Source organism: Flavobacterium sp. GSA192 (genome assembly GCF_006386525.1).
GTDB classification, from domain to species: Bacteria; Bacteroidota; Bacteroidia; order Flavobacteriales; family Flavobacteriaceae; genus Flavobacterium; species Flavobacterium commune.
Genome location: NZ_VAHC01000004.1, coordinates 298,802 through 317,167 on the forward strand (window position 1 = coordinate 298,802; position 18,366 = coordinate 317,167).

The following is an 18,366-nucleotide window of genomic DNA, read 5'->3' on the forward strand; positions in this document are numbered from 1 at the left end:
TATTTTACTTTACTTTTTTATTTTCCCAGGTTTTTACAATCTTTGCCAGCAACACATCGCCTCCTGCATAGAAAAAAACCGCTCCCATAGGAGGATTAGAAGTTGGAATACACCCAAAAATATCAGGAACCCAGGTCCAACATTTAAAATAAGTCCCAACCAATTCAATAAACACCACACAAAGTGCTATAAAACAATACAGATTCTGCCAACGCTTTCTTTTTAAAAGCACAAAAAACAGCAATCCAAACATCATTGAAAAAAAATCCTTCAATAACAGCCCTACACCCAAAAACAAAAGAGCAAAAAACCAAAGAAAATATTTCCTCAGATGCAATTCCTTTTCTAATGACCAAACAGCATGAGCATACACATAACCGGAAGCATATACAATAGCATGACCAAAGGGCACATATAAAGGAATCATAGGTGTACGATATTCATACATCCCGAGTAACTTACAAAAAATCAACTCGCCTATATACGACAAACCAAGCATTACCAGCATCAATCTTCGCAATGTAAGATTGGAAACCGAATAAAAACCAAGAAAATAAAGAACCGCTAAAACATTAGTAATCTGCCTTCCGTCAAAATACTGATTAGTAAATGAAACCGAATCAATTCCTAACGCCAAAATCGTAAAAAAAGGAAAACAGCAAGCATAAACCAATTGCAGTTTTGTACTTACAGAAGTTTTTTGATTGTTAAGAGTCGTTATAAATTCACCCACAAAACCTGATTAAACTATTAACTAACTAAACTTTTCTTCCCATCAACCTTTGCCCAAAAGCCCTCAAGATTTCCCTCTTATCTTCTTTAATCTTCATTTGATCTAATAATTCAAAAGCCTTAAAAGTATATGCTTCAATTGCTTTTTGTGTTGCTACAGCAGCACCTGAATTCACAAACAACTCTTTTGTTTGCTCAATCTTAACCGAATTATCAATAACTTTATTCGAAAACAAATCACTTAGTTTTTGCTTATCGGCTTCATCGGCAAATTCCATCGTTTTTAAATACAAATAGGTTTTTTTATTCTCAATGATATCACCACCCACTTGTTTTCCAAAAGTTTCCGGATCACCAAAAGCATCTAAATAATCGTCTTGCAACTGGAAAGCCAAACCTAAATGCAATCCGAAATCATAAATCAAATCGGAATTTTCAGTGGAAGCTTCCGCAATAATGGCACCCATTTTTATAGCTGCTGCCACAAGAACTGCGGTTTTGTATTCAATCATTTTCATGTATTCGGGAATCGTCACATCCTGACGCGTCTCAAAATCCACATCCAGCTGCTGACCTTCGCAAACCTGCAAAGCCGTTTTACTGAATAATTTAGCTAATTTTCTAAAAATCTTTGGCTCGTAGTATTCAAAATATTGGTAAGCCAAAATTAACATGGCATCCCCTGATAAAATAGCTGTATTAGTATCCCATTTTTCGTGCACCGTAGTATTTCCTCTTCTCAATGGCGCATCATCCATAATATCATCATGCACCAACGAAAAGTTATGAAAAACCTCAACCGCCAATGCTGCCGGCAAAGCTTTTTTATAAGAAACATCAAAAATTTCAGCACTCATAATCGTTAAAACAGGACGAATTCTTTTGCCCCCAAGTCCTAATATATAATGTATAGGTTCGTATAAATTTTTAGGCTCTTTAATTTCTAATTGTGACTGAAGATATTCTATTACAAATTCTTGATATTGACTAACGGAGTGCATAAACTTAATTTTGGGGCTAATTTACAGCATTAACACTGGATTACAAACTTCGTTTATAAATGAAATGTTAAATTATCTTAAATACATTGGAAACTATTTTGGTGTTTAAAGTTTCCGTTCTATATTTGCACAGAATTTAACAATCAAATTCGTTAGCCAAAACAAAATTATTGAATACGACAAATAAAGAAGAAGCATGAAAACAAAATGGAAAGTCAATTCAAATCAATCCGATGTTTTAATCAGAATGAAACATTCAATAATTGCTTACCTCGGAGGAACAGTGAATAATTTTCAGGGGCATGCCGATTTTCACAACAATGAAATTGAAGACGCTGTAATAGCCTTTTCATTGGACGTAAAAAACAGAGAATCAAAACTGGAGCAGTTTAGCAACTATTTAAAACTAAACGATTTTTTTGATGTAAATCAATATCCAACCATCAGTTTTAAATCGACCTCATTTCAAAAAATCAATAAGAACATCAACTTTTTAAAAGGCGATTTAACTATTAAGGACATCACTAAAACTGTTGAACTTGACGTAGAATTAATAGAAACCGATTCATTAGACGGAAATAAAAAACTGGCATTTGAGCTCACCGCCGATATTAACAGAAAAGATTTTGGATTAGCATCTAATTCTTTTCATTCCAATAACGGATTAACAACAGGACAAGACATCAAACTAGTAGCTAATGTTGAATTTGGAATTTAACAAAAAAATATAATTATTGATTAAGAGAAAATGAAAGAGAAAATTATAGCCAAAGCAAGCGAAATGTTTTTAAAACTGGGGTTTAAAAGCATCACAATGGACGACATTGCAGGAGAAATGTGTATTTCTAAAAAAACCATTTACAAATATTTTTGCAATAAAGAAGTACTGATTCAAGAAAGCACCGAACTCGTCCATAAACAAGTACACGAGTTAATCGACACCATAGTAGCTAAAAACTACAACGCCATTCATGAAAATTTTGAAATCCGAAAAACATTTGGCGAACTTTTTAACAACAGTGCCGACAGCTCACCTATTTTCCAATTAAAAAAGCATTATCCCGAAATCTATCAAAGAGTATTAGAACAGGAAGTCAACCAATGCGAATACTGTTTTAGGCAAAATATAGAAAAAGGAATTGCAGAAGGTTTGTATCGAAAAAACCTTGATATTGAAACCTATGTAAAATTTTACTATATTTTAATCTTCCATATTAACGAAAATACAAGCTCTGAAAAAGAGGCAAAAAGAATTGAACTCGAAGCACTGGAATACCACACCAGAGCTATGGCAACACCAGCAGGAATTATCGAATTAGAAAAAAATTTACTTAATATAACTAAATAATGAAGCAATTACTGATAATAACCATTCTAACATTTGCAAGTATTGTAAATGCACAGGAAAAAACATCGCTAACACTCAAAGATGCGATTAAATATGCCCTTGAAAACAAGGCAGATGCTAAAAAAGCCAAATTAAAAATTGAAAACAGCGAGTACCAAATTCAGGAAGTACGTTCCAGAGCTTTACCACAAATTTCAGCCAACGGAAACATGACTTACAATCCGGTAATCCAGACAACTGTTATTGACGGAGCAGCTTTTAATGCCCCTGGAACAACTATCCAAGCGGCTTTTGGACAAAAATGGACTTCTACAGCAGGAGTTTCTTTAACACAGGCTTTGTTTGACCAATCGGTTTTTACAGGTTTAAAAGCAGCCAGAACCACTCGCGAATTTTACCAAATTAACAATCAATTAACCGAAGAAGAAGTAATTGAAAGAGTAGCCAACAATTACTATCAGGTCTATGTGTTGCGTCAAAAATTAGCTTTGGTCGAAACCAATTTAAAAACAACAACTAAAGTACGTGATATTGTTAAAGGTCAATTTGATAATGGTTTAGCTAAAAAAATTGACTTAGACCGAATGACGGTGAACCTGTCTAACATCAACACTCAAAAACAGCAAATAATCAATTCGGTTCAACTACAGGAAAATGCTCTAAAATTCTATATCGGAATGCCTATTGATGCTCTAATAGAGATTCCACAATCAGAATTTGAAGTAACTCCGGCAGCCTTTACTGAAGCTCCAAATGTGACTAACAGAACAGAGTATTTAATATTGAAAAAACAGGAAGAATTACTAGAACTGCAAAAAAAATCAGTAATTGCGGGTTACTACCCTACACTTTCTCTTTCTGCAAACTACAATTACATTGGTCAGGGAGCTGAAATGCCTTTATTTGCAAAACCTTCTAATGGTGTTTATTGGTCTGATTTCTCTTCTATAGGACTGAACTTAAGAGTGCCTATTTTCTCCGGTTTTGGAACCAGAGCTAAGGTAAGACAGGCTGATGTGGAACTAAGAACAATTCAGGAAGATATTAAAGACACTCAATTAGCATTGGATTTGGATTATAAAAATGCCAAAACCCAAATTGAAAACAGCATCATCACACTTCAAAATCAAAAAGAAAACATGAGACTGGCTGATGAAATCCTGAAAAACATCAACAACAATTACTTACAAGGTCTGGCATCATTAACCGATTTATTGGATGCTGAAAATGCTTCAATCGAAGCTCAGAACAATTATACTGCTGCAACTTTAGATTACAAACTGGCAGAAATCAAACTTATCAAATCAAAAGGCGAACTAAAAACTCTTATAAATAAATAACATGAAAAAATACATAACTACCGGAATTGTCATTATAGCTTCATTAGCTCTAATAGGATTTATTTTAACTAAGAATAAAGCCGAAAACGAAGCAAAAATTGCTATTGTTGCCGAGAAAAACGCCAGCGTATCCGTAAAAGTGGCTGCTGTAAAAACGGAAGAAGTTTCACTGGATTTTGTTGCCAACGGAAATTTTGAACCCAAACAAGAACTAAGCTTAGAAGCTGAAAATTCAGGAAAAGTAATTAAAGTTTTGGCTAAAGAAGGAGATCGCGTAACGGTAGGACAAACATTAGCCATCATGAGAGGTGATGCTATTAATGTTAATGCTCAGGCCGCCGAAGCTGCTTACCAAAATGCAAAATCTGATTACAACCGCTTTGAAAATGCGTATAAAACAGGCGGTGTTACTAAACAACAACTCGATCAGGCAAAAGTAGCTTTGACTAACGCTGAAGCTAACTACAAACAAGCTAAAATTAATGTAGGTGACACCCGAATTAAAGCTCCTATAAGCGGAATCATTAATGCAAAATTGATCGAACCGGGTTCAATGCTTGCTGCTATGCCTCCTACTAAAATGTTCGAAATTGTAAACGTAAATACTTTAAAATTAAAAGTAACAGTAAACGAAGCACAGGTAGCTAATTTAAGAACAGGCAATAATATTACTGTAACCAGCAGTGTTTATCCGGACAAAGAATTCTCAGGCAGAATTACTTTTATCGCCGCCAAAGCCGACAGCAGTCTGAATTTCCCGGTTGAAATTGAAATTACAAACAATGCCAACAACGACCTTAAAGCGGGTATGTATGGAACTGCCGTTTTCAAATCGGCACAACAAAAACAAACCATGAAGGTAGTACCAAGAACAGCTTTTGTAGGTAGTGTGAGCAGTAATCAGGTTTTTGTAGCCGAAAATGGAATTGCTAAATTAAAAACAGTTACTGCGGGAAGAATTCTAGGTGACAAAGTAGAGATCCTAAACGGTTTATCAGATGGTGAAACGGTTATTACAACTGGACAAATCAACTTACAGGAAGGAAGTAAAATAGAGGTTATTAAGTAATTCGTACAAAGTCCTTAGTGCCTAGTAAAATATCTAAATACTTAATACAAAGAACTGGGGACTAAAAACTAAGGACTCCATAAAAATATAAAAGAAACATATGAAATTAGCCGAAATATCCATAAAACGTCCTTCGTTAGTTATCGTTCTCTTTACGATACTAATCCTTGGAGGACTATTCAGTTATAGCCAGCTGGGCTATGAATTGATTCCAAAATTTGAAATGAATGTAATTACAGTTTCAACAGTTTATCCCGGAGCTTCTCCCAGTGAAGTTGAAAACACAGTTACCAAGAAAATGGAGGATGCCATCGCATCTTTAGAAAACATCAAGAAAATTGACTCTAAATCATACGAAAGTCTTTCGGTGGTTTCTATCACATTAACTTCGAATGCGAATGTGGATGTCTCGATGAACGATGCCCAACGAAAAATCAACGCCATTTTAAGTGACTTACCCGATGATGCCAAAACACCTTCATTGAATAAATTCTCACTCAGTGATATGCCAATTATTACTATTGGTGCCAATGGAAAAATGGATGAGGCTGCTTTTTATGACTTAATTGATAAAAAAATTGCCCCTGTTTTATCGCGTGTTCAAGGGGTAGCACAAGTAAATATTATTGGTGGTCAGGAACGTGAAATCCAGGTAAATCTTGACGCCACTAAAATGCAGGGTTACGGTTTATCGGTTCCACAAGTACAACAAATCATTTTAGCATCTAACCTTGATTTCCCTACCGGAAACATCCAAACCCGTGAGCAAAAAATTCTAATTCGTTTAGCGGGTAAATACAAAAGTGTTGACGAATTAAGAAACCTGGTAGTTTCTTCTAAAAACGGAATTCAGATTCGTTTACAGGATATTGCCGATGTACAGGACACTCAAAAAATTGCTGAAAAAATTGCACGTGTCGATCAAAAAAGTGCCATTGTATTGCAAATTGTGAAACAATCAGATGCTAATGCCGTAGCGGTGAGCGAACTGGTTGCAAAAACCGTTGAGAAATTAGAAAGTGATTATAAGGTAAATGATTTACAGTTAGAAACGGCTAAAGACAGTACTATTTTCACATTGGAAGCAGCCGACTCTGTACTACATGATTTATTAATTGCCGTAATCCTGGTGGCATTAGTAATGTTATTCTTCCTGCACAGTATTAGAAACTCATTAATTGTAATGATTTCTATTCCGGCTTCTTTGATTGCTACTTTTATTGGTATCTATCTTTTAGGATACACCTTAAACTTAATGAGTTTATTAGGATTATCTCTGGTAGTAGGTATTCTGGTGGATGATGCCATTGTGGTATTGGAAAACATTTACAGGCACATGGAAATGGGTAAAAGCCGTATTCGCGCCTCTTTTGACGGAACTGCCGAAATTGGCGGAACAGTAACTTCGATTACCTTAGTAATTGTGGTGGTATTTTTACCTATCGCTATGAGTAGCGGATTAGTATCGAATATTATTACACAGTTCTGTATGACGGTGGTAATTTCTACTTTACTATCTCTTTTAGCATCTTTTACCATCATTCCATGGTTGTCTTCCCGTTTTGGAAAACTGGAACATATTGAAGGGAAAAATCTTTTTGGAAGAATTATTCTTGGTTTCGAAAGTTTGTTAACTCGTTTTACCAACTGGGTTACTGAAATTCTAGAATGGAGTTTAAACCATTACATCAAAACCATCCTGATTGTATTAGTATTATTCATTACTTCTACATTTGGATTAATGGGTGGTGGTTTCATTGGAGGAGAATTCTTTGCTGCCTCAGATAGTGGAGAGTTTTTAGTGCAAATAGAAATGCCTAAAGATGCTTCATTGGAACAAACTAACTTCATGACGCAAAAAGCAGAAGCTTATTTGAAACAACAAAAATATGTTCATAGCCAAATTACAACTGTAGGTCAAACTTCAGAAGGAATGGGAGCTTCTCAGGCAACCACTTACAAGGCGGAGATTGATGTAAAAATGATTGATCAGTCAGAACGTACTGATGAAGCATCCGTTTATGCTGCTAAAATGAAACGCCAATTAGAAAAAGTATTAGTTGGTGCCAAAGTAAAAACGGTTCCTGTAGGTATTATGGGATCTGCCGAAGATGCTACTCTTGGATTAATTGTTACCGGGCCTAATGTGGAAAGTGCTATGAAATTTGCCAAATTAGCCGAAGCTGAATTAAGAACCATCCCGGGAACTACCGAAATTAAATTAACGGTTGAAGATGGAAATCCGGAAATTAACGTTCAGGTGGATCGCGATAAAATGGCCGCACTTGGATTATCATTACAAACGGTTGGTATGACCATGCAAACAGCTTACAGCGGAAATACTGACGGTAAGTTTAGAGCCGGAGAATACGAATACGACATCAACATTAAATACAATGCTTTTGACAGAAAAAACATTACTGATGTAAGTAATTTAATTTTCATCAATGATTTAGGACAACAAATTAAATTATCTCAATTTGCTACAATTACCGAAGGTTCAGGTCCAAGTAAACTGGAACGTAGAGATAAAACAGCTTCGGTTACGGTTCAGGGTCAAAACATTGGAGTTCCGGCAGGAACTATTGTAACTCAATGGGAAGAAAAATTACAAAAGTTAGAAAAACCTACCGGTGTAAGTTACATTTGGGGAGGTGATCAGGAAAACCAATCGGAAGGTTTTGGTACACTTGGAATTGCATTATTAGCCGCGATTATCTTAGTTTACTTAGTAATGGTAGGATTGTATGACAGTTTTGTTCACCCGTTTGTGGTATTGTTTGCTATTCCGCTTTCATTTATTGGAGCCATGCTGGCATTGGCTTTAACAAACAACTCATTAAACATCTTTACCATTTTAGGTATCATTATGTTGATTGGATTGGTTTGTAAAAATGCAATTATGTTGGTGGATTATACCAACCAGCGAAGAGCTGCAGGAGAATCAATCAGAACGGCATTAATTCAGGCTAACCACGCTCGTTTACGTCCAATTTTGATGACAACTATTGCGATGGTTTTTGGTATGTTCCCAATTGCATTAGCATCAGGAGCCGGAGCCGAATGGAAAAACGGATTAGCCTGGGTAATTATTGGTGGATTAATTTCTTCTTTATTCCTAACCCTGATTATTGTTCCGGTGATTTATGAAATCATGGAGAAAATCATTGCTAAATTCTCTAAAGGAGAAAAAATCGATTACGAAGCCGAAATGGTTGCCGATTACGAACACAAAGAATTAAGTGAAGACGGTTTTAACCCAAAACACAGCATGTAATCTTACTTATTTTTAATAAAAAGAAACCACCTGAAACTTGTTTTAGGTGGTTTCTTTGTTTTTTTGTAGGAATGGATTTATTATATTAGCAAAAAATATAAAGCGAAACAAACCTTCGCCAATCTACCCGATTTTGGGATGATTATAAACTTTATGGGAGTATATACTAGTTATCAGCAATTATACAAAACACGCAAATAATAACATATGAACGAACTTTACCAATCACTTGGACTAAAAAATAACTTATTTTCAAAATTTTCTGCTGAAGAGGAAGAAGAGTATTTGAACGATATATATGTGCAACCGAAATATTTCAATTCACTTTATAGCAACTTAAAAGGTGCAAGTAGTAGATTTATTATTGGTTCTAGAGGAAGTGGAAAAACTGCGCTTATTCTTCAACTGAAAAAATCTTTAGAAGAAAATAATGTTTATACATTTCTCTTAGATAATTTTGAAAACATTCCGAATAAAGACAATGAAAGACACTTCATTTTGGAAATCATTCAAGGTATTACTTCTGACTTTAGTCTAACCCTTTCTAAAAATCCTAAACTTTTAAAAAATCTTGACAAATTTGAAAAAGAGAAACTTTCGTTTATTATTCAGGAATTTTTTAAAACATTAAGTAAAAGAGAATATTTAGAACGGAATGATAAAATCAAACGTTTCAAAACAAAAAATGCTTTTTTGGAGTTTTTTAATTCATATTTAAATAAACCTGTAAATCTTCTAGTTTCAGGGGGAATAGAAATAATATCAGATACAGTAGCAAAATCTTTAGGTTTACCTAAAGTGCAAAACGATGAATTCTATAAAAACTATATACCTGATTTCAAAACCAAAATCCCTGAAAAAAAAATATCATTTGACAATTATGATTACAATTCCTTAAAAAACATTCTTATTGATTTATCGAAAATAATAAGGAAAGTAGGCTATCATAGTGTTGTAATTATGATTGACAAAATTGATGAGAACCGTAACTTGAGAGGGTCAATTAATGATGTTTGTAATTTTATTGAAGAAATTCTTAAAGACACAAATTTGCTTATGCAAAGTGATTTTGGTGTGGTTTTCAGTATTTGGGACGAGGTAAGAAATGTTCTTGCTTCAAGAGGTGTTCGATTTGACAAGTTCAGACCAATTGACGTCACTTGGACAAGTGATGAAATTATTGAAATCATTAATAAACGTATTGGCTTTTTCTCAGATAAAACAAACAACATTCAAGATTTACTAGTAGATTCAAATGAAAAAGATGGGATTATAAAATTAGCAAACAATTCGCCAAGAGATTTATTCCACCTATTTGCAAATATTTATGACGAACAATCAGTCATTGACAGCAATTCTACTTATTTTTCTAGAGAGGCTATTAATAGTGGCAAATTGAAGTTTTGTAAAGAATATGAATATTACGCTTTGTTTCCATCAAATAGAAATTCAAAAGATGATGTATTTCGAAATATCAATAGATTGTTAAAAACAGGAAAAACAACTTTACGTTCCAACGATATAGCATCAGTTTTGAAAGTAAATCCGGCGACCGCAAATACTTATATAAAAATTATGTCAGACTTTAATTTTATTAAAATGACTGATGAACAGTATGTATATAACATTATTGATCCTAAAATAAAACACTTAATCGAAAACAAAACAATTGAAATATAATAACTGCCAGTAACAGCTACAACGGATTTAGGCAATAGGCTTAATGGAAAGTTGGTTTTGTATTTGGGAAGTTTTGGCAAATCCGAAAGATTACGCATTCTTAATCCCAAACCTCGTGTAGCAAGGGAACGTTAGCTGCAACTTATTTGACATCACACCCGAATGAAACATAGAAAAAGATTGAAAACATACTTACTTATAGCAATACCGCTAAGTATAGTCTTTTACTTTATTATTTATATCCGAACGAACACACACCATTCAAGTTGGGACAACCAGAAGGAGTATTTATGGCTGTTTACCGACTCCGCTATTAATGATATTGACCCACATTTTCAAGGAAGTTGGGTTAAGAACAATGATATTCTCTGCCATTTTATTTACAAGGAACATTTTCTAGTTTCAATTTGGCACTTTGACGATCTTGACAAAATTAAATTGACCGATGCAGTTATCAATTATGACAAATCAACTCAAGACATAGATATCATGTATGGAAAAGGAGAAGTTCTCAACTCTACGAGTAGTCCCCAGACTGCTGTGCGTTTTGGAAGAAATTTTGACAATAGAATAAATGTTAATTTATCTAAGAACTCAACCATCCAAGACACATTTCAAAGTTCTTCATACAAGGGCTTCTTGGGTACTATTGACGGAATGAGTTTTACAAATAGCAAGTTTGAAGACTATATATACTTTCGATATCCTGATGGCAGGATGCAAACTTTACTGGTTCTTTATAAAAGTGCCAGAGGTTTTTTCATAATTCAAGTAGAAACTAATGCCCCTGAAATATCCATTAATAAAGAATTAGTAAATATTTTCAATCTGACATAAGCTGCAGCTAACACACGCTACAAGCATATGACAAATAAAATGACTGAAACAGAAATAAAAAATATAATTTTAAGAATCTTTAACGAAGAAAGGCAAAAGCCTGATGCTGACTTTTCGGCATCTCATTTTCTTGACTTTCTTACATTTCCAGCTCATTCAAAAAATACAATAAAAAATACGTTTAAAGGCGTTAGACGATATTATCGATTTATGGGTAAACTTGAACTCGAGTTTGGAATTTGTTTTTCAATTCCCGATCTAGACAAGTATTATTCTATTGACAGTATTACAAAAAAAGTGATAGAAAGAATAAATAAAAGGCGTGGAAATTTAATGATTTTAAAACGACGTAATGAAGAAAAAGATAAATACGGTTTTGAAATAACAATGACTATATTATTAATTCTAATCTATATTTTGCTTGGATTAAATTTAATGTCAATAACTCTAACTATTTTTATAGGTATTGCTATCTATTGGATATTAAGTAGCAAAATTCACGATAAACAACATAATAAAAAACTAACGAAAAAAATATTAGGAACAGAAGAATAACAGCCACTAACACACTCTACAACGGATTTAGGCAATAGGCTTAATGAAAAGCTTGGTGTTGCTTCATACGAATTGAAACAATTAATAAAAGAAAATATCGATTTTCGAAAAAATCATATTTTGAGCAAATAGCTCCTGACTTCTCCACAATTATATTTTAACACAACAAAAAAACGAGAATCAAAATGAAGAATTATTCTTTATTTGATTCTCGTTCTCTAAGCTTATCAGCTGCTCTATCATAGTTAGCAACTAACTGTTTCAACTGTTGGATAGCCTCAGCTGTAAGTTCGCCTTTGGCGCCTTCAGCCACCCAGCGCGCTGCCGAAATTAAAGTAGCTAATTCGTAGCCGCTGAGTGTAATATGAAAAACCAGATTGTTTTTTTTCTCAATGTGCATGTTGTGCCATATTTTCTTTCACATAATTACCTATCTGTTTCAATTCACCGGCAAACTCGTCATAATCGGTTTGCATGCCATTAAGATAGGCACTCCAGCCAAGCGACATTTTTGCATAATGAGCCGCTTCCTGTATTTCTGCATCTGTTGCACCAAAGAGTTTTGCTGTCTCCGTATGAAACAAGGTACAATATCTGCATTTAGTTTCTGAATGTAAGGCTACCCCCATTAATTCTTTGTATTTATTAGGGATAAGCGTTTCACCTAATTGAAGGCTTTTGAATAATTCCCATTCAAAATCTAAATAAGCATCGGGAATATCTTTCATAAATCCCGGAATAATGCCTAAATACTCTCTGATTTCGGCTTCTACTTCTGAACGATTCCTTGCTATTGCCATTTTTAGTTGATTTTAAAATTATTTACAACCATCTGGATTTCATAAAAATTTGACCTATAAATTTACGAAAAAAAGCCCAAAATAAAAATCAAAATACTGAAAAACAATAAGTTAAAAAACAAACGAGAATAAAATATTGATAGCCCTGAATGTTCTTTCTTTCTCTTAGCCCAACAGAAACAAATTGTTTACTAAACAGCTTTTTACATAAAAAACATAATTATTTTGGAATCAAACCTAAATTAAACAAAACGGTAACACAATAAAGCCTGTAGGTGGATATACAGACTTTATTTTGATTCAAAAAACTTCTTTTTATTTAGAATGAATTAAAATTATTTGTTTTATAACAATATAGCTTTTACTTTTGCGCTATCAAAAACAATTCTAAATAAGATGAAAATAAAATCTACCCTAGCTATTTTATGCTTATTCTTCGTTCTGTCATCAGGTACAAACTGGGCACAGGAAAAAGGGACTATCAAAGGACAAATTACATTAAATGACAAACAATCTCCAGAAAACATTTCTGTAATTTTAAAAGGTACAGGCTTAGGAACAATAACTGATTCCAAAGGAAATTATAAGCTAAAAAACATCAAAACCGGAAATTACACCTTAAAGATTTCGGCAATTGGATACATCACCAAAGAACTTAAAATAAGTTTAACTAAAGGTCAGGAACTGACACAAGATGCTACTATCATTGCAAATTCAGAAGAACTAAGCGAAGTGCTTATCAACGGAGGCAAAAAAAATCATTTTGCTAAAAAAGAAAATCAGCAAGTATCAAGATTAGCACTTAAAAATCTTGAAAACCCGCAGGTTTATACCACCATCTCATCTGAATTACTAAAAGAACAGGTGGTTACCAATATTGATGACGCACTAAAAAATGCTCCGGGAATACAACCGCTTTGGACTTCAACAGGTCGTGGAAGTGATGGTGCGGGATATTTTTCACTACGTGGATTTGCTGTACAGCCTAGAGCACTTAATGGGCTACCAGGCATCTCAAACGGTAGTTTAGATCCTGCTAACATTGATAAAATTGAAGTAATCAAAGGCCCATCGGGAACTTTATTTGGAAGCACCATCGTTTCATACGGAGGCTTAATTAACATTACCACTAAAACTCCTTATGAGCGTTTTGGAGGAGAAATTAATTACACTACAGGTTCATACGGATTAAACCGGGTAACAGCCGATATCAACACTCCGCTCAACGAAGACAAAACGGTTAATTTTAGAATCAACACTGCTTACCATAGCGAAAACAGTTTTCAGGATGCCGGATTCAGAAAAGCTTTATTTGTAGCTCCATCCTTGTTATACAAAGCTTCAGACAGACTTTCTTTCTTAATTAACACCGAATTTTTAAGTAATGAAGCGACTAATGCTACCATGTTATTCTTAACCCGTTCGACTCCATTAAGAGTTAACAATATTGATGAATTAGGATATGACAACAAACGTTCTTACACCAGCAACAACCTGTCAATCAAAACACCTTCATTCAATTTACAAGGACAAATGTTCTATAAAATAAATGATTCCTGGACTTCACAAACAGCAATTTCAAAAACATCAGCAAAATCAGAAGGATATTACAGCTACTTGTTTGAAGGAACTACATCGTTCCCTGCTATTACTGAAGGAGTAGTATTTGCCCGTTATATTAATTATCAAAACTCAACAACTTTAGCAACAGATATCCAACAAAACTTTATCGGAGATTTCAAAATTGGAAACATGAGAAACCGAATTGTTGCCGGATTGGATTATTTTAATCGTCAAATTATTGACAACGGTACCGGCTACATTGTTAACGGACGCATATATATTGGAAATGATGATTTACAAACTGTAAACGAAAATGTTTTTGGAATAACTAATCCGGCTCAATACATTACTACAGGAGACAACGGCAAATTAAGTAAAAATGCAACTGATGCCTTATTAGCCGGAGCAACTGTAAACAATAGCAAAACAAAACAAGAGGTTTATAGTGCTTATGTTTCAAACGTAATCAACTTTTTACCAAGTTTATCTGCCATGGCAAGTTTACGTGTAGATCGTTTTATGAATGCACAAAATGGCACTTACAATCAAACAGCACTTTCACCAAAATTTGGTGTGGTTTTCCAGCCTATTTTAGACAAAGTTTCCCTTTTTGCCAACTACATGAACGGATTTACAAACGTTGCTCCTGCAGAAGATATCAATGGAACAACAAGAACGCCACGTGTTTTTAATCCGGAACATGCTGACCAGTTAGAATTTGGAACAAAATTGAATTTATTTGGAGATAAATTATATGGTACTTTTAATTACTACAAGATAAAAGTAACAGACCGTGTTTATAACATCCGAAATTCTGCCACTGATATTACTTATTTCCAAAATGGTGCTCAAAAAAATGAAGGCTTTGAAGCAGAAATTATAGCAAATCCAATCTCAGGATTCAATATTGTAGCCGGATATAGCTATGTTGATGCAAATGTAACCAAAGGTGATGCTACTACAGTGGGCTACAGACCAACCAGTGCAGGCGCATACAATACCGCAAATTTATGGGCAAGCTACCGTTTTCAGGAAAATACTTTAAAAGGATTCGGAATCGGTTTTGGAGGTAACTATTCAGGAGAAAACAAAATTACTCATGGAGCAGTAACAGGAACTTTTACAATTCCTGAATACACCGTGTTGAATTCGTCAATTTTCTATGGAAATGACAAATTCAATTTAACATTAAAAATTGACAATATTGCCAATGTAGATACCTATGATGGATGGTCAACTATTCACCCTAGAAATATGAGGAGTGCCTCTGCCAGTTTCTCTTATAAATTCTAAAAAAACAAAAAAACAGCTTTCTTATTCATGCAAAGAAAGCTGTTTCTTAATTTAAATAATTATGATTTCATTAGTTAGCTTAACTGTATTTTTTGCTTTTTATGTTTTGTACAATACCTCTAAAAAAGCAACTTTATCAACTAACTTTCCAATAGAAAGATGGATTCAACAAAATGCAAAGCCTTCCCGTTTTATTGGACTAGGAATTTTAATAATTGCCTATAGCACTTTAATTTCATTAAAAGCTACAGGAGTTTCAACACTTATTTTCCTAATCCAAATCATGACTATAGGAAGTCTGGTTGTAATTTTAGCTCCTTTGAAAATCATCAGTCATCGATTTATTTTAGGAATACTTTTACTTGCTCTATTTTTCGAAATTTATTCTTAACACACTTTAAAAAATGCCGGCTAATCCAAAATATTTAACGCAATCCAAATGGCAACGTTTTGCCAAAATAACCGCAGCTATTTTAGGCGGTTATTTGGTTTCCATTAGTTTTCATCTGGCTCTGGCTAGTTGGTTTAACAAAGCCAATATTATCATCACAATGGCTTTTAGTGGTTTTATAGTTTGGGTCGCTTTGATGGTAATCGCTTTTTTGGCTAAAAATGGCTGGAAAATTTGGTTAATCTATTTAGGCCTAAGTCTATTTTTTTCAGGACTACTATACTTAGGACAAAACTATAATACGATAACAAAATAAACCATGAGCAATAGAAATTACAACATCTTTTTTCACACCCACACCGTTAGTGGAATTGTTATCAGCGTTGTTTTGTATGTGATTTTTTTCGCGGGTTCATTCTCTTTTTTCAGAGATGATATTGCCAGTTGGGAACGTGGAGAATCGGCAGTAATTTCAAATGAAATACAATTAAATTACGACCAGGCAATAAAAGTACTCGATACAGCTTACGACTTACAAGGCAGAAAAATAACTATTTCTCAGACTCACAACGAAAAAAACATTGCTGCCCGTCTTGAAGCTACTAAAGATAGTCTGGCCACAAAAAAAGCCAGAGAAAGTCAGTTTTTATACCTGAACAATACTACCTATAAGACTACAACCTATGTTGATTCATACAATCTGGGTGAATTCATTTATCGCTTGCATTTTCTGGCACAAATTCCCTACCCGGTTGGTTATTATTTATCCGGATTTATTGCTTTATTTTTTCTGTTTGCCATTATAACCGGAGTTTTATTGCATTGGAAAAAAATTGTATCTAATTTTTATGTTTTCAGACCAAAAGAAAAACTAAAAACCTGGTGGACTGATGCGCATACTTCGCTGGGAATGTTGGGATTGCCTTTTCAATTTGTATATGCGGTTACCGGTGCTTTTTTTATGATTAAATTACTTATTGTTGCACCCGCTGTTCAATTTTTATACCAAGGCGATCAGGATCAATTATACAAAGAACTGGAATACACCACAGCTGAATATGAATTTGCAAACAAACCGCTAACGAAACATTTCAGTATTAACGAAATAGTTGCTGCAACTAAAAAAAACTGGAATGATTTTGACATCACCCGTGTAGAAATTCAAAACTACGGCGATGCAAATATGCATGTTTTAGTAGAAGGCGAAATCCAATACAACAAGAAATTTACCGGAATTGGCAAAATAGTTTATAAAATTGCTACTGGCGAAATAGTTGCTAAAAAAGACCCTTATACACAAACGACTTATTTGGATAGTGTAAAAAACATATTGTACCGCATCCATTATGGTGATTATGGAGGTTATGGATTAAAAATTATCAGTTTTGTATTAGGAATCCTAAGTTGTTTTGTAATCATTTCGGGAGTAATGATTTGGCTGGTTGCCCGAGACAAAAAAAATGTTCCTGAGAAAAAAAGACGTTTTAATGAAGGAGTTGTTCGCATATATCTGGCCATTTGTCTGAGTATGTTTCCGGTTACGGCCATGAGTTTTATTGCTGCCAAAGTATTTTATCCATTAGGACAAGACAACATATACAGTATCTATTTTATTAGTTGGTTGTTATTGTCTATCTTTTTTATTCTAAAGAAAAACAATCGTTTTACCAATCAGGCTTGTTTACTTTCAGGAAGTATTTTGGGTTTTATCATTCCAATTGCCAACGGACTAACAACCGGGAATTGGTTTTGGATTTCATTTGGCAATCATCAATTTCAATTGTTTTTTGTAGATGTTTTTTGGATTGTTATTTCCGCTATAACATTCTATGCAGGATTTAAAATAAACTGCCTCGGGGCAGAGCCCACGAGGTATTAGAAAAACAACCGCAGATTCGCAGATTTTCATATTATAATCTGCGAATCTGCAGTAAAAAACGAAGCATAGCTTCGAGGAACTAAACCTAAAGAGATTAAAAACCAACAACAAAACAGACCATTAATCCCATAAAAAAAGGCTTTTCCGAAACATTTCAGGAAAAGCCTTTTCATAATTAACAATTGTAATTTTTAATCCGCATTAACTATTGCTTCTTTTTTCCAATTTTTCACAGAAGCAATTTGGTTATTAGAATAATCCACCTCACTCAAAGTAGAATCTTTCCAGAAAAACCATTTCCCTACTTTCTCACCATTATTATATTCAGCAATAGCTAATTTGTTTCCATCCTGATCGTAAGAAGTCCATTTCCCTTCTAATTTTCCGTTTTTAAAGAAACCTGTTTGTTGAACCTTTCCATTTTCATGAAAATAAGTTGCTTTTACTTTATTTCCAACGGCTTCTAATTGAGGTTTTGGGGTTTGTGCAAAAATCATTCCTGTGATTAATAATGCTCCGATAATTATATATTTTTTCATAATGTAAAATTTTAAGTGGTTTCTTTTATCAAATTTAGATATTAATTTACATTTAAAAAACA

The 18,366-nt window shown here is 33.9% G+C and carries 17 protein-coding genes; 12 read left to right on the forward strand and 5 right to left on the reverse strand.

Annotated elements, in window-relative coordinates:
• Window positions 1-4: 4 nt before the first annotated feature.
• Both FDM27_RS10215 and FDM27_RS10220 read right to left on the reverse strand, forming a co-directional pair.
• On the reverse strand, window positions 5-733 hold the full coding sequence (locus FDM27_RS10215) for a hypothetical protein (RefSeq protein ID WP_140486235.1): 729 nt from the start codon (window positions 731-733) through the stop codon (window positions 5-7).
• 25 nt (window positions 734-758) lie between these two features.
• Window positions 759-1,733, reverse strand: a complete 975-nt coding sequence (locus tag FDM27_RS10220) for a polyprenyl synthetase family protein (RefSeq protein WP_071184108.1) — start codon at window positions 1,731-1,733, stop codon at window positions 759-761.
• A gap of 196 nt (window positions 1,734-1,929) precedes the next feature.
• Between FDM27_RS10220 and FDM27_RS10225 the strand changes: the two genes are divergently transcribed.
• The 8 genes from FDM27_RS10225 to FDM27_RS10260 all read left to right on the forward strand — a co-directional run bounded on the left by FDM27_RS10225 (window position 1,930) and on the right by FDM27_RS10260 (window position 11,839).
• On the forward strand, window positions 1,930-2,451 hold the full coding sequence (locus FDM27_RS10225; protein WP_071184109.1) for a YceI family protein: 522 nt from the start codon (window positions 1,930-1,932) through the stop codon (window positions 2,449-2,451).
• A gap of 30 nt (window positions 2,452-2,481) precedes the next feature.
• On the forward strand, window positions 2,482-3,081 hold the full coding sequence (locus FDM27_RS10230) for a TetR/AcrR family transcriptional regulator (protein ID WP_071184110.1): 600 nt from the start codon (window positions 2,482-2,484) through the stop codon (window positions 3,079-3,081).
• Window positions 3,081-4,421 (forward strand): TolC family protein, encoded by a 1,341-nt coding sequence (locus tag FDM27_RS10235; protein ID WP_140486237.1) that lies wholly within the window; start codon window positions 3,081-3,083, stop codon window positions 4,419-4,421. The genes FDM27_RS10230 and FDM27_RS10235 overlap by 1 nt, the downstream gene beginning before the upstream one ends.
• Before the next feature lies 1 nt (window position 4,422).
• Window positions 4,423-5,490: an efflux RND transporter periplasmic adaptor subunit gene (locus tag FDM27_RS10240; protein ID WP_140486239.1), complete on the forward strand. Its 1,068-nt coding sequence runs from the start codon at window positions 4,423-4,425 to the stop codon at window positions 5,488-5,490.
• Window positions 5,491-5,590: 100 nt separating this feature from the next.
• Window positions 5,591-8,767, forward strand: a complete 3,177-nt coding sequence (locus FDM27_RS10245; protein ID WP_140486245.1) for an efflux RND transporter permease subunit — start codon at window positions 5,591-5,593, stop codon at window positions 8,765-8,767.
• A gap of 207 nt (window positions 8,768-8,974) precedes the next feature.
• Complete coding sequence (locus FDM27_RS10250) at window positions 8,975-10,447, forward strand: ATP-binding protein (protein ID WP_140486247.1); 1,473 nt, start codon at window positions 8,975-8,977, stop codon at window positions 10,445-10,447.
• Window positions 10,448-10,609: 162 nt separating this feature from the next.
• Window positions 10,610-11,284 carry a hypothetical protein gene (locus FDM27_RS10255; protein WP_140486249.1) on the forward strand — a complete coding sequence of 225 codons (675 nt, stop codon included), beginning with the start codon at window positions 10,610-10,612 and terminating at the stop codon, window positions 11,282-11,284.
• A 39-nt stretch (window positions 11,285-11,323) separates the two neighbouring features.
• Entirely contained in the window at window positions 11,324-11,839 is a 516-nt protein-coding gene (locus FDM27_RS10260) for a hypothetical protein (protein WP_140486251.1), read from the forward strand.
• Window positions 11,840-12,032: 193 nt separating this feature from the next.
• On the opposite strand, the gene FDM27_RS10265 is transcribed toward FDM27_RS10260, so the two are convergent.
• Together FDM27_RS10265 and FDM27_RS10270 are read right to left on the reverse strand one after the other, a co-directional pair.
• Entirely contained in the window at window positions 12,033-12,239 is a 207-nt protein-coding gene (locus tag FDM27_RS10265; protein ID WP_140486253.1) for a hypothetical protein, read from the reverse strand.
• A complete protein-coding gene (locus FDM27_RS10270) occupies window positions 12,229-12,639 on the reverse strand; it encodes a carboxymuconolactone decarboxylase family protein (protein WP_071184118.1) in 411 nt (136 codons plus the stop codon). The genes FDM27_RS10265 and FDM27_RS10270 overlap by 11 nt, the downstream gene beginning before the upstream one ends.
• A 396-nt stretch (window positions 12,640-13,035) precedes the next feature.
• Between FDM27_RS10270 and FDM27_RS10275 the strand changes: the two genes are divergently transcribed.
• From FDM27_RS10275 to FDM27_RS10290, 4 genes are all read left to right on the forward strand, one after another.
• Window positions 13,036-15,495, forward strand: coding sequence for a TonB-dependent receptor (locus FDM27_RS10275; RefSeq protein ID WP_140486256.1), 2,460 nt, complete (start codon window positions 13,036-13,038; stop codon window positions 15,493-15,495).
• A gap of 61 nt (window positions 15,496-15,556) precedes the next feature.
• On the forward strand, window positions 15,557-15,886 hold the full coding sequence (locus FDM27_RS10280; protein ID WP_071184120.1) for a hypothetical protein: 330 nt from the start codon (window positions 15,557-15,559) through the stop codon (window positions 15,884-15,886).
• 13 nt (window positions 15,887-15,899) lie between these two features.
• On the forward strand, window positions 15,900-16,202 hold the full coding sequence (locus tag FDM27_RS10285) for a hypothetical protein (protein ID WP_140486257.1): 303 nt from the start codon (window positions 15,900-15,902) through the stop codon (window positions 16,200-16,202).
• Between the two features lie 3 nt (window positions 16,203-16,205).
• Complete coding sequence (locus FDM27_RS10290; RefSeq protein ID WP_140486259.1) at window positions 16,206-17,765, forward strand: PepSY-associated TM helix domain-containing protein; 1,560 nt, start codon at window positions 16,206-16,208, stop codon at window positions 17,763-17,765.
• Between the two features lie 191 nt (window positions 17,766-17,956).
• Here FDM27_RS10290 and FDM27_RS10295 read toward each other — a convergent pair whose 3' ends face one another.
• On the reverse strand, window positions 17,957-18,304 hold the full coding sequence (locus tag FDM27_RS10295; protein ID WP_071184123.1) for a toxin-antitoxin system YwqK family antitoxin: 348 nt from the start codon (window positions 18,302-18,304) through the stop codon (window positions 17,957-17,959).
• Between the last annotated feature and the right edge of the window lie 62 nt (window positions 18,305-18,366).

Excerpts from the sequence above, each read along its gene's own strand:
- FDM27_RS10225 (WP_071184109.1), top strand. The coding sequence starts at position 1,930 with ATGAAAACAAAATGGAAAGTCAATTCAAATCAATCCGATGTTTTAATC.
- FDM27_RS10265 (WP_140486253.1), bottom strand. The coding sequence starts at position 12,239 with ATGCACATTGAGAAAAAAAACAATCTGGTTTTTCATATTACACTCAGC.
- FDM27_RS10275 (WP_140486256.1), top strand. The coding sequence starts at position 13,036 with ATGAAAATAAAATCTACCCTAGCTATTTTATGCTTATTCTTCGTTCTG.
- FDM27_RS10240 (WP_140486239.1), top strand. The coding sequence starts at position 4,423 with ATGAAAAAATACATAACTACCGGAATTGTCATTATAGCTTCATTAGCT.
- FDM27_RS10220 (WP_071184108.1), bottom strand. The coding sequence starts at position 1,733 with ATGCACTCCGTTAGTCAATATCAAGAATTTGTAATAGAATATCTTCAG.
- FDM27_RS10290 (WP_140486259.1), top strand. The coding sequence starts at position 16,206 with ATGAGCAATAGAAATTACAACATCTTTTTTCACACCCACACCGTTAGT.
- FDM27_RS10230 (WP_071184110.1), top strand. The coding sequence starts at position 2,482 with ATGAAAGAGAAAATTATAGCCAAAGCAAGCGAAATGTTTTTAAAACTG.
- FDM27_RS10255 (WP_140486249.1), top strand. The coding sequence starts at position 10,610 with ATGAAACATAGAAAAAGATTGAAAACATACTTACTTATAGCAATACCG.
- FDM27_RS10250 (WP_140486247.1), top strand. The coding sequence starts at position 8,975 with ATGAACGAACTTTACCAATCACTTGGACTAAAAAATAACTTATTTTCA.
- FDM27_RS10295 (WP_071184123.1), bottom strand. The coding sequence starts at position 18,304 with ATGAAAAAATATATAATTATCGGAGCATTATTAATCACAGGAATGATT.
- FDM27_RS10270 (WP_071184118.1), bottom strand. The coding sequence starts at position 12,639 with ATGGCAATAGCAAGGAATCGTTCAGAAGTAGAAGCCGAAATCAGAGAG.
- FDM27_RS10280 (WP_071184120.1), top strand. The coding sequence starts at position 15,557 with ATGATTTCATTAGTTAGCTTAACTGTATTTTTTGCTTTTTATGTTTTG.
- FDM27_RS10245 (WP_140486245.1), top strand. The coding sequence starts at position 5,591 with ATGAAATTAGCCGAAATATCCATAAAACGTCCTTCGTTAGTTATCGTT.
- FDM27_RS10285 (WP_140486257.1), top strand. The coding sequence starts at position 15,900 with ATGCCGGCTAATCCAAAATATTTAACGCAATCCAAATGGCAACGTTTT.
- FDM27_RS10235 (WP_140486237.1), top strand. The coding sequence starts at position 3,081 with ATGAAGCAATTACTGATAATAACCATTCTAACATTTGCAAGTATTGTA.
- FDM27_RS10260 (WP_140486251.1), top strand. The coding sequence starts at position 11,324 with ATGACTGAAACAGAAATAAAAAATATAATTTTAAGAATCTTTAACGAA.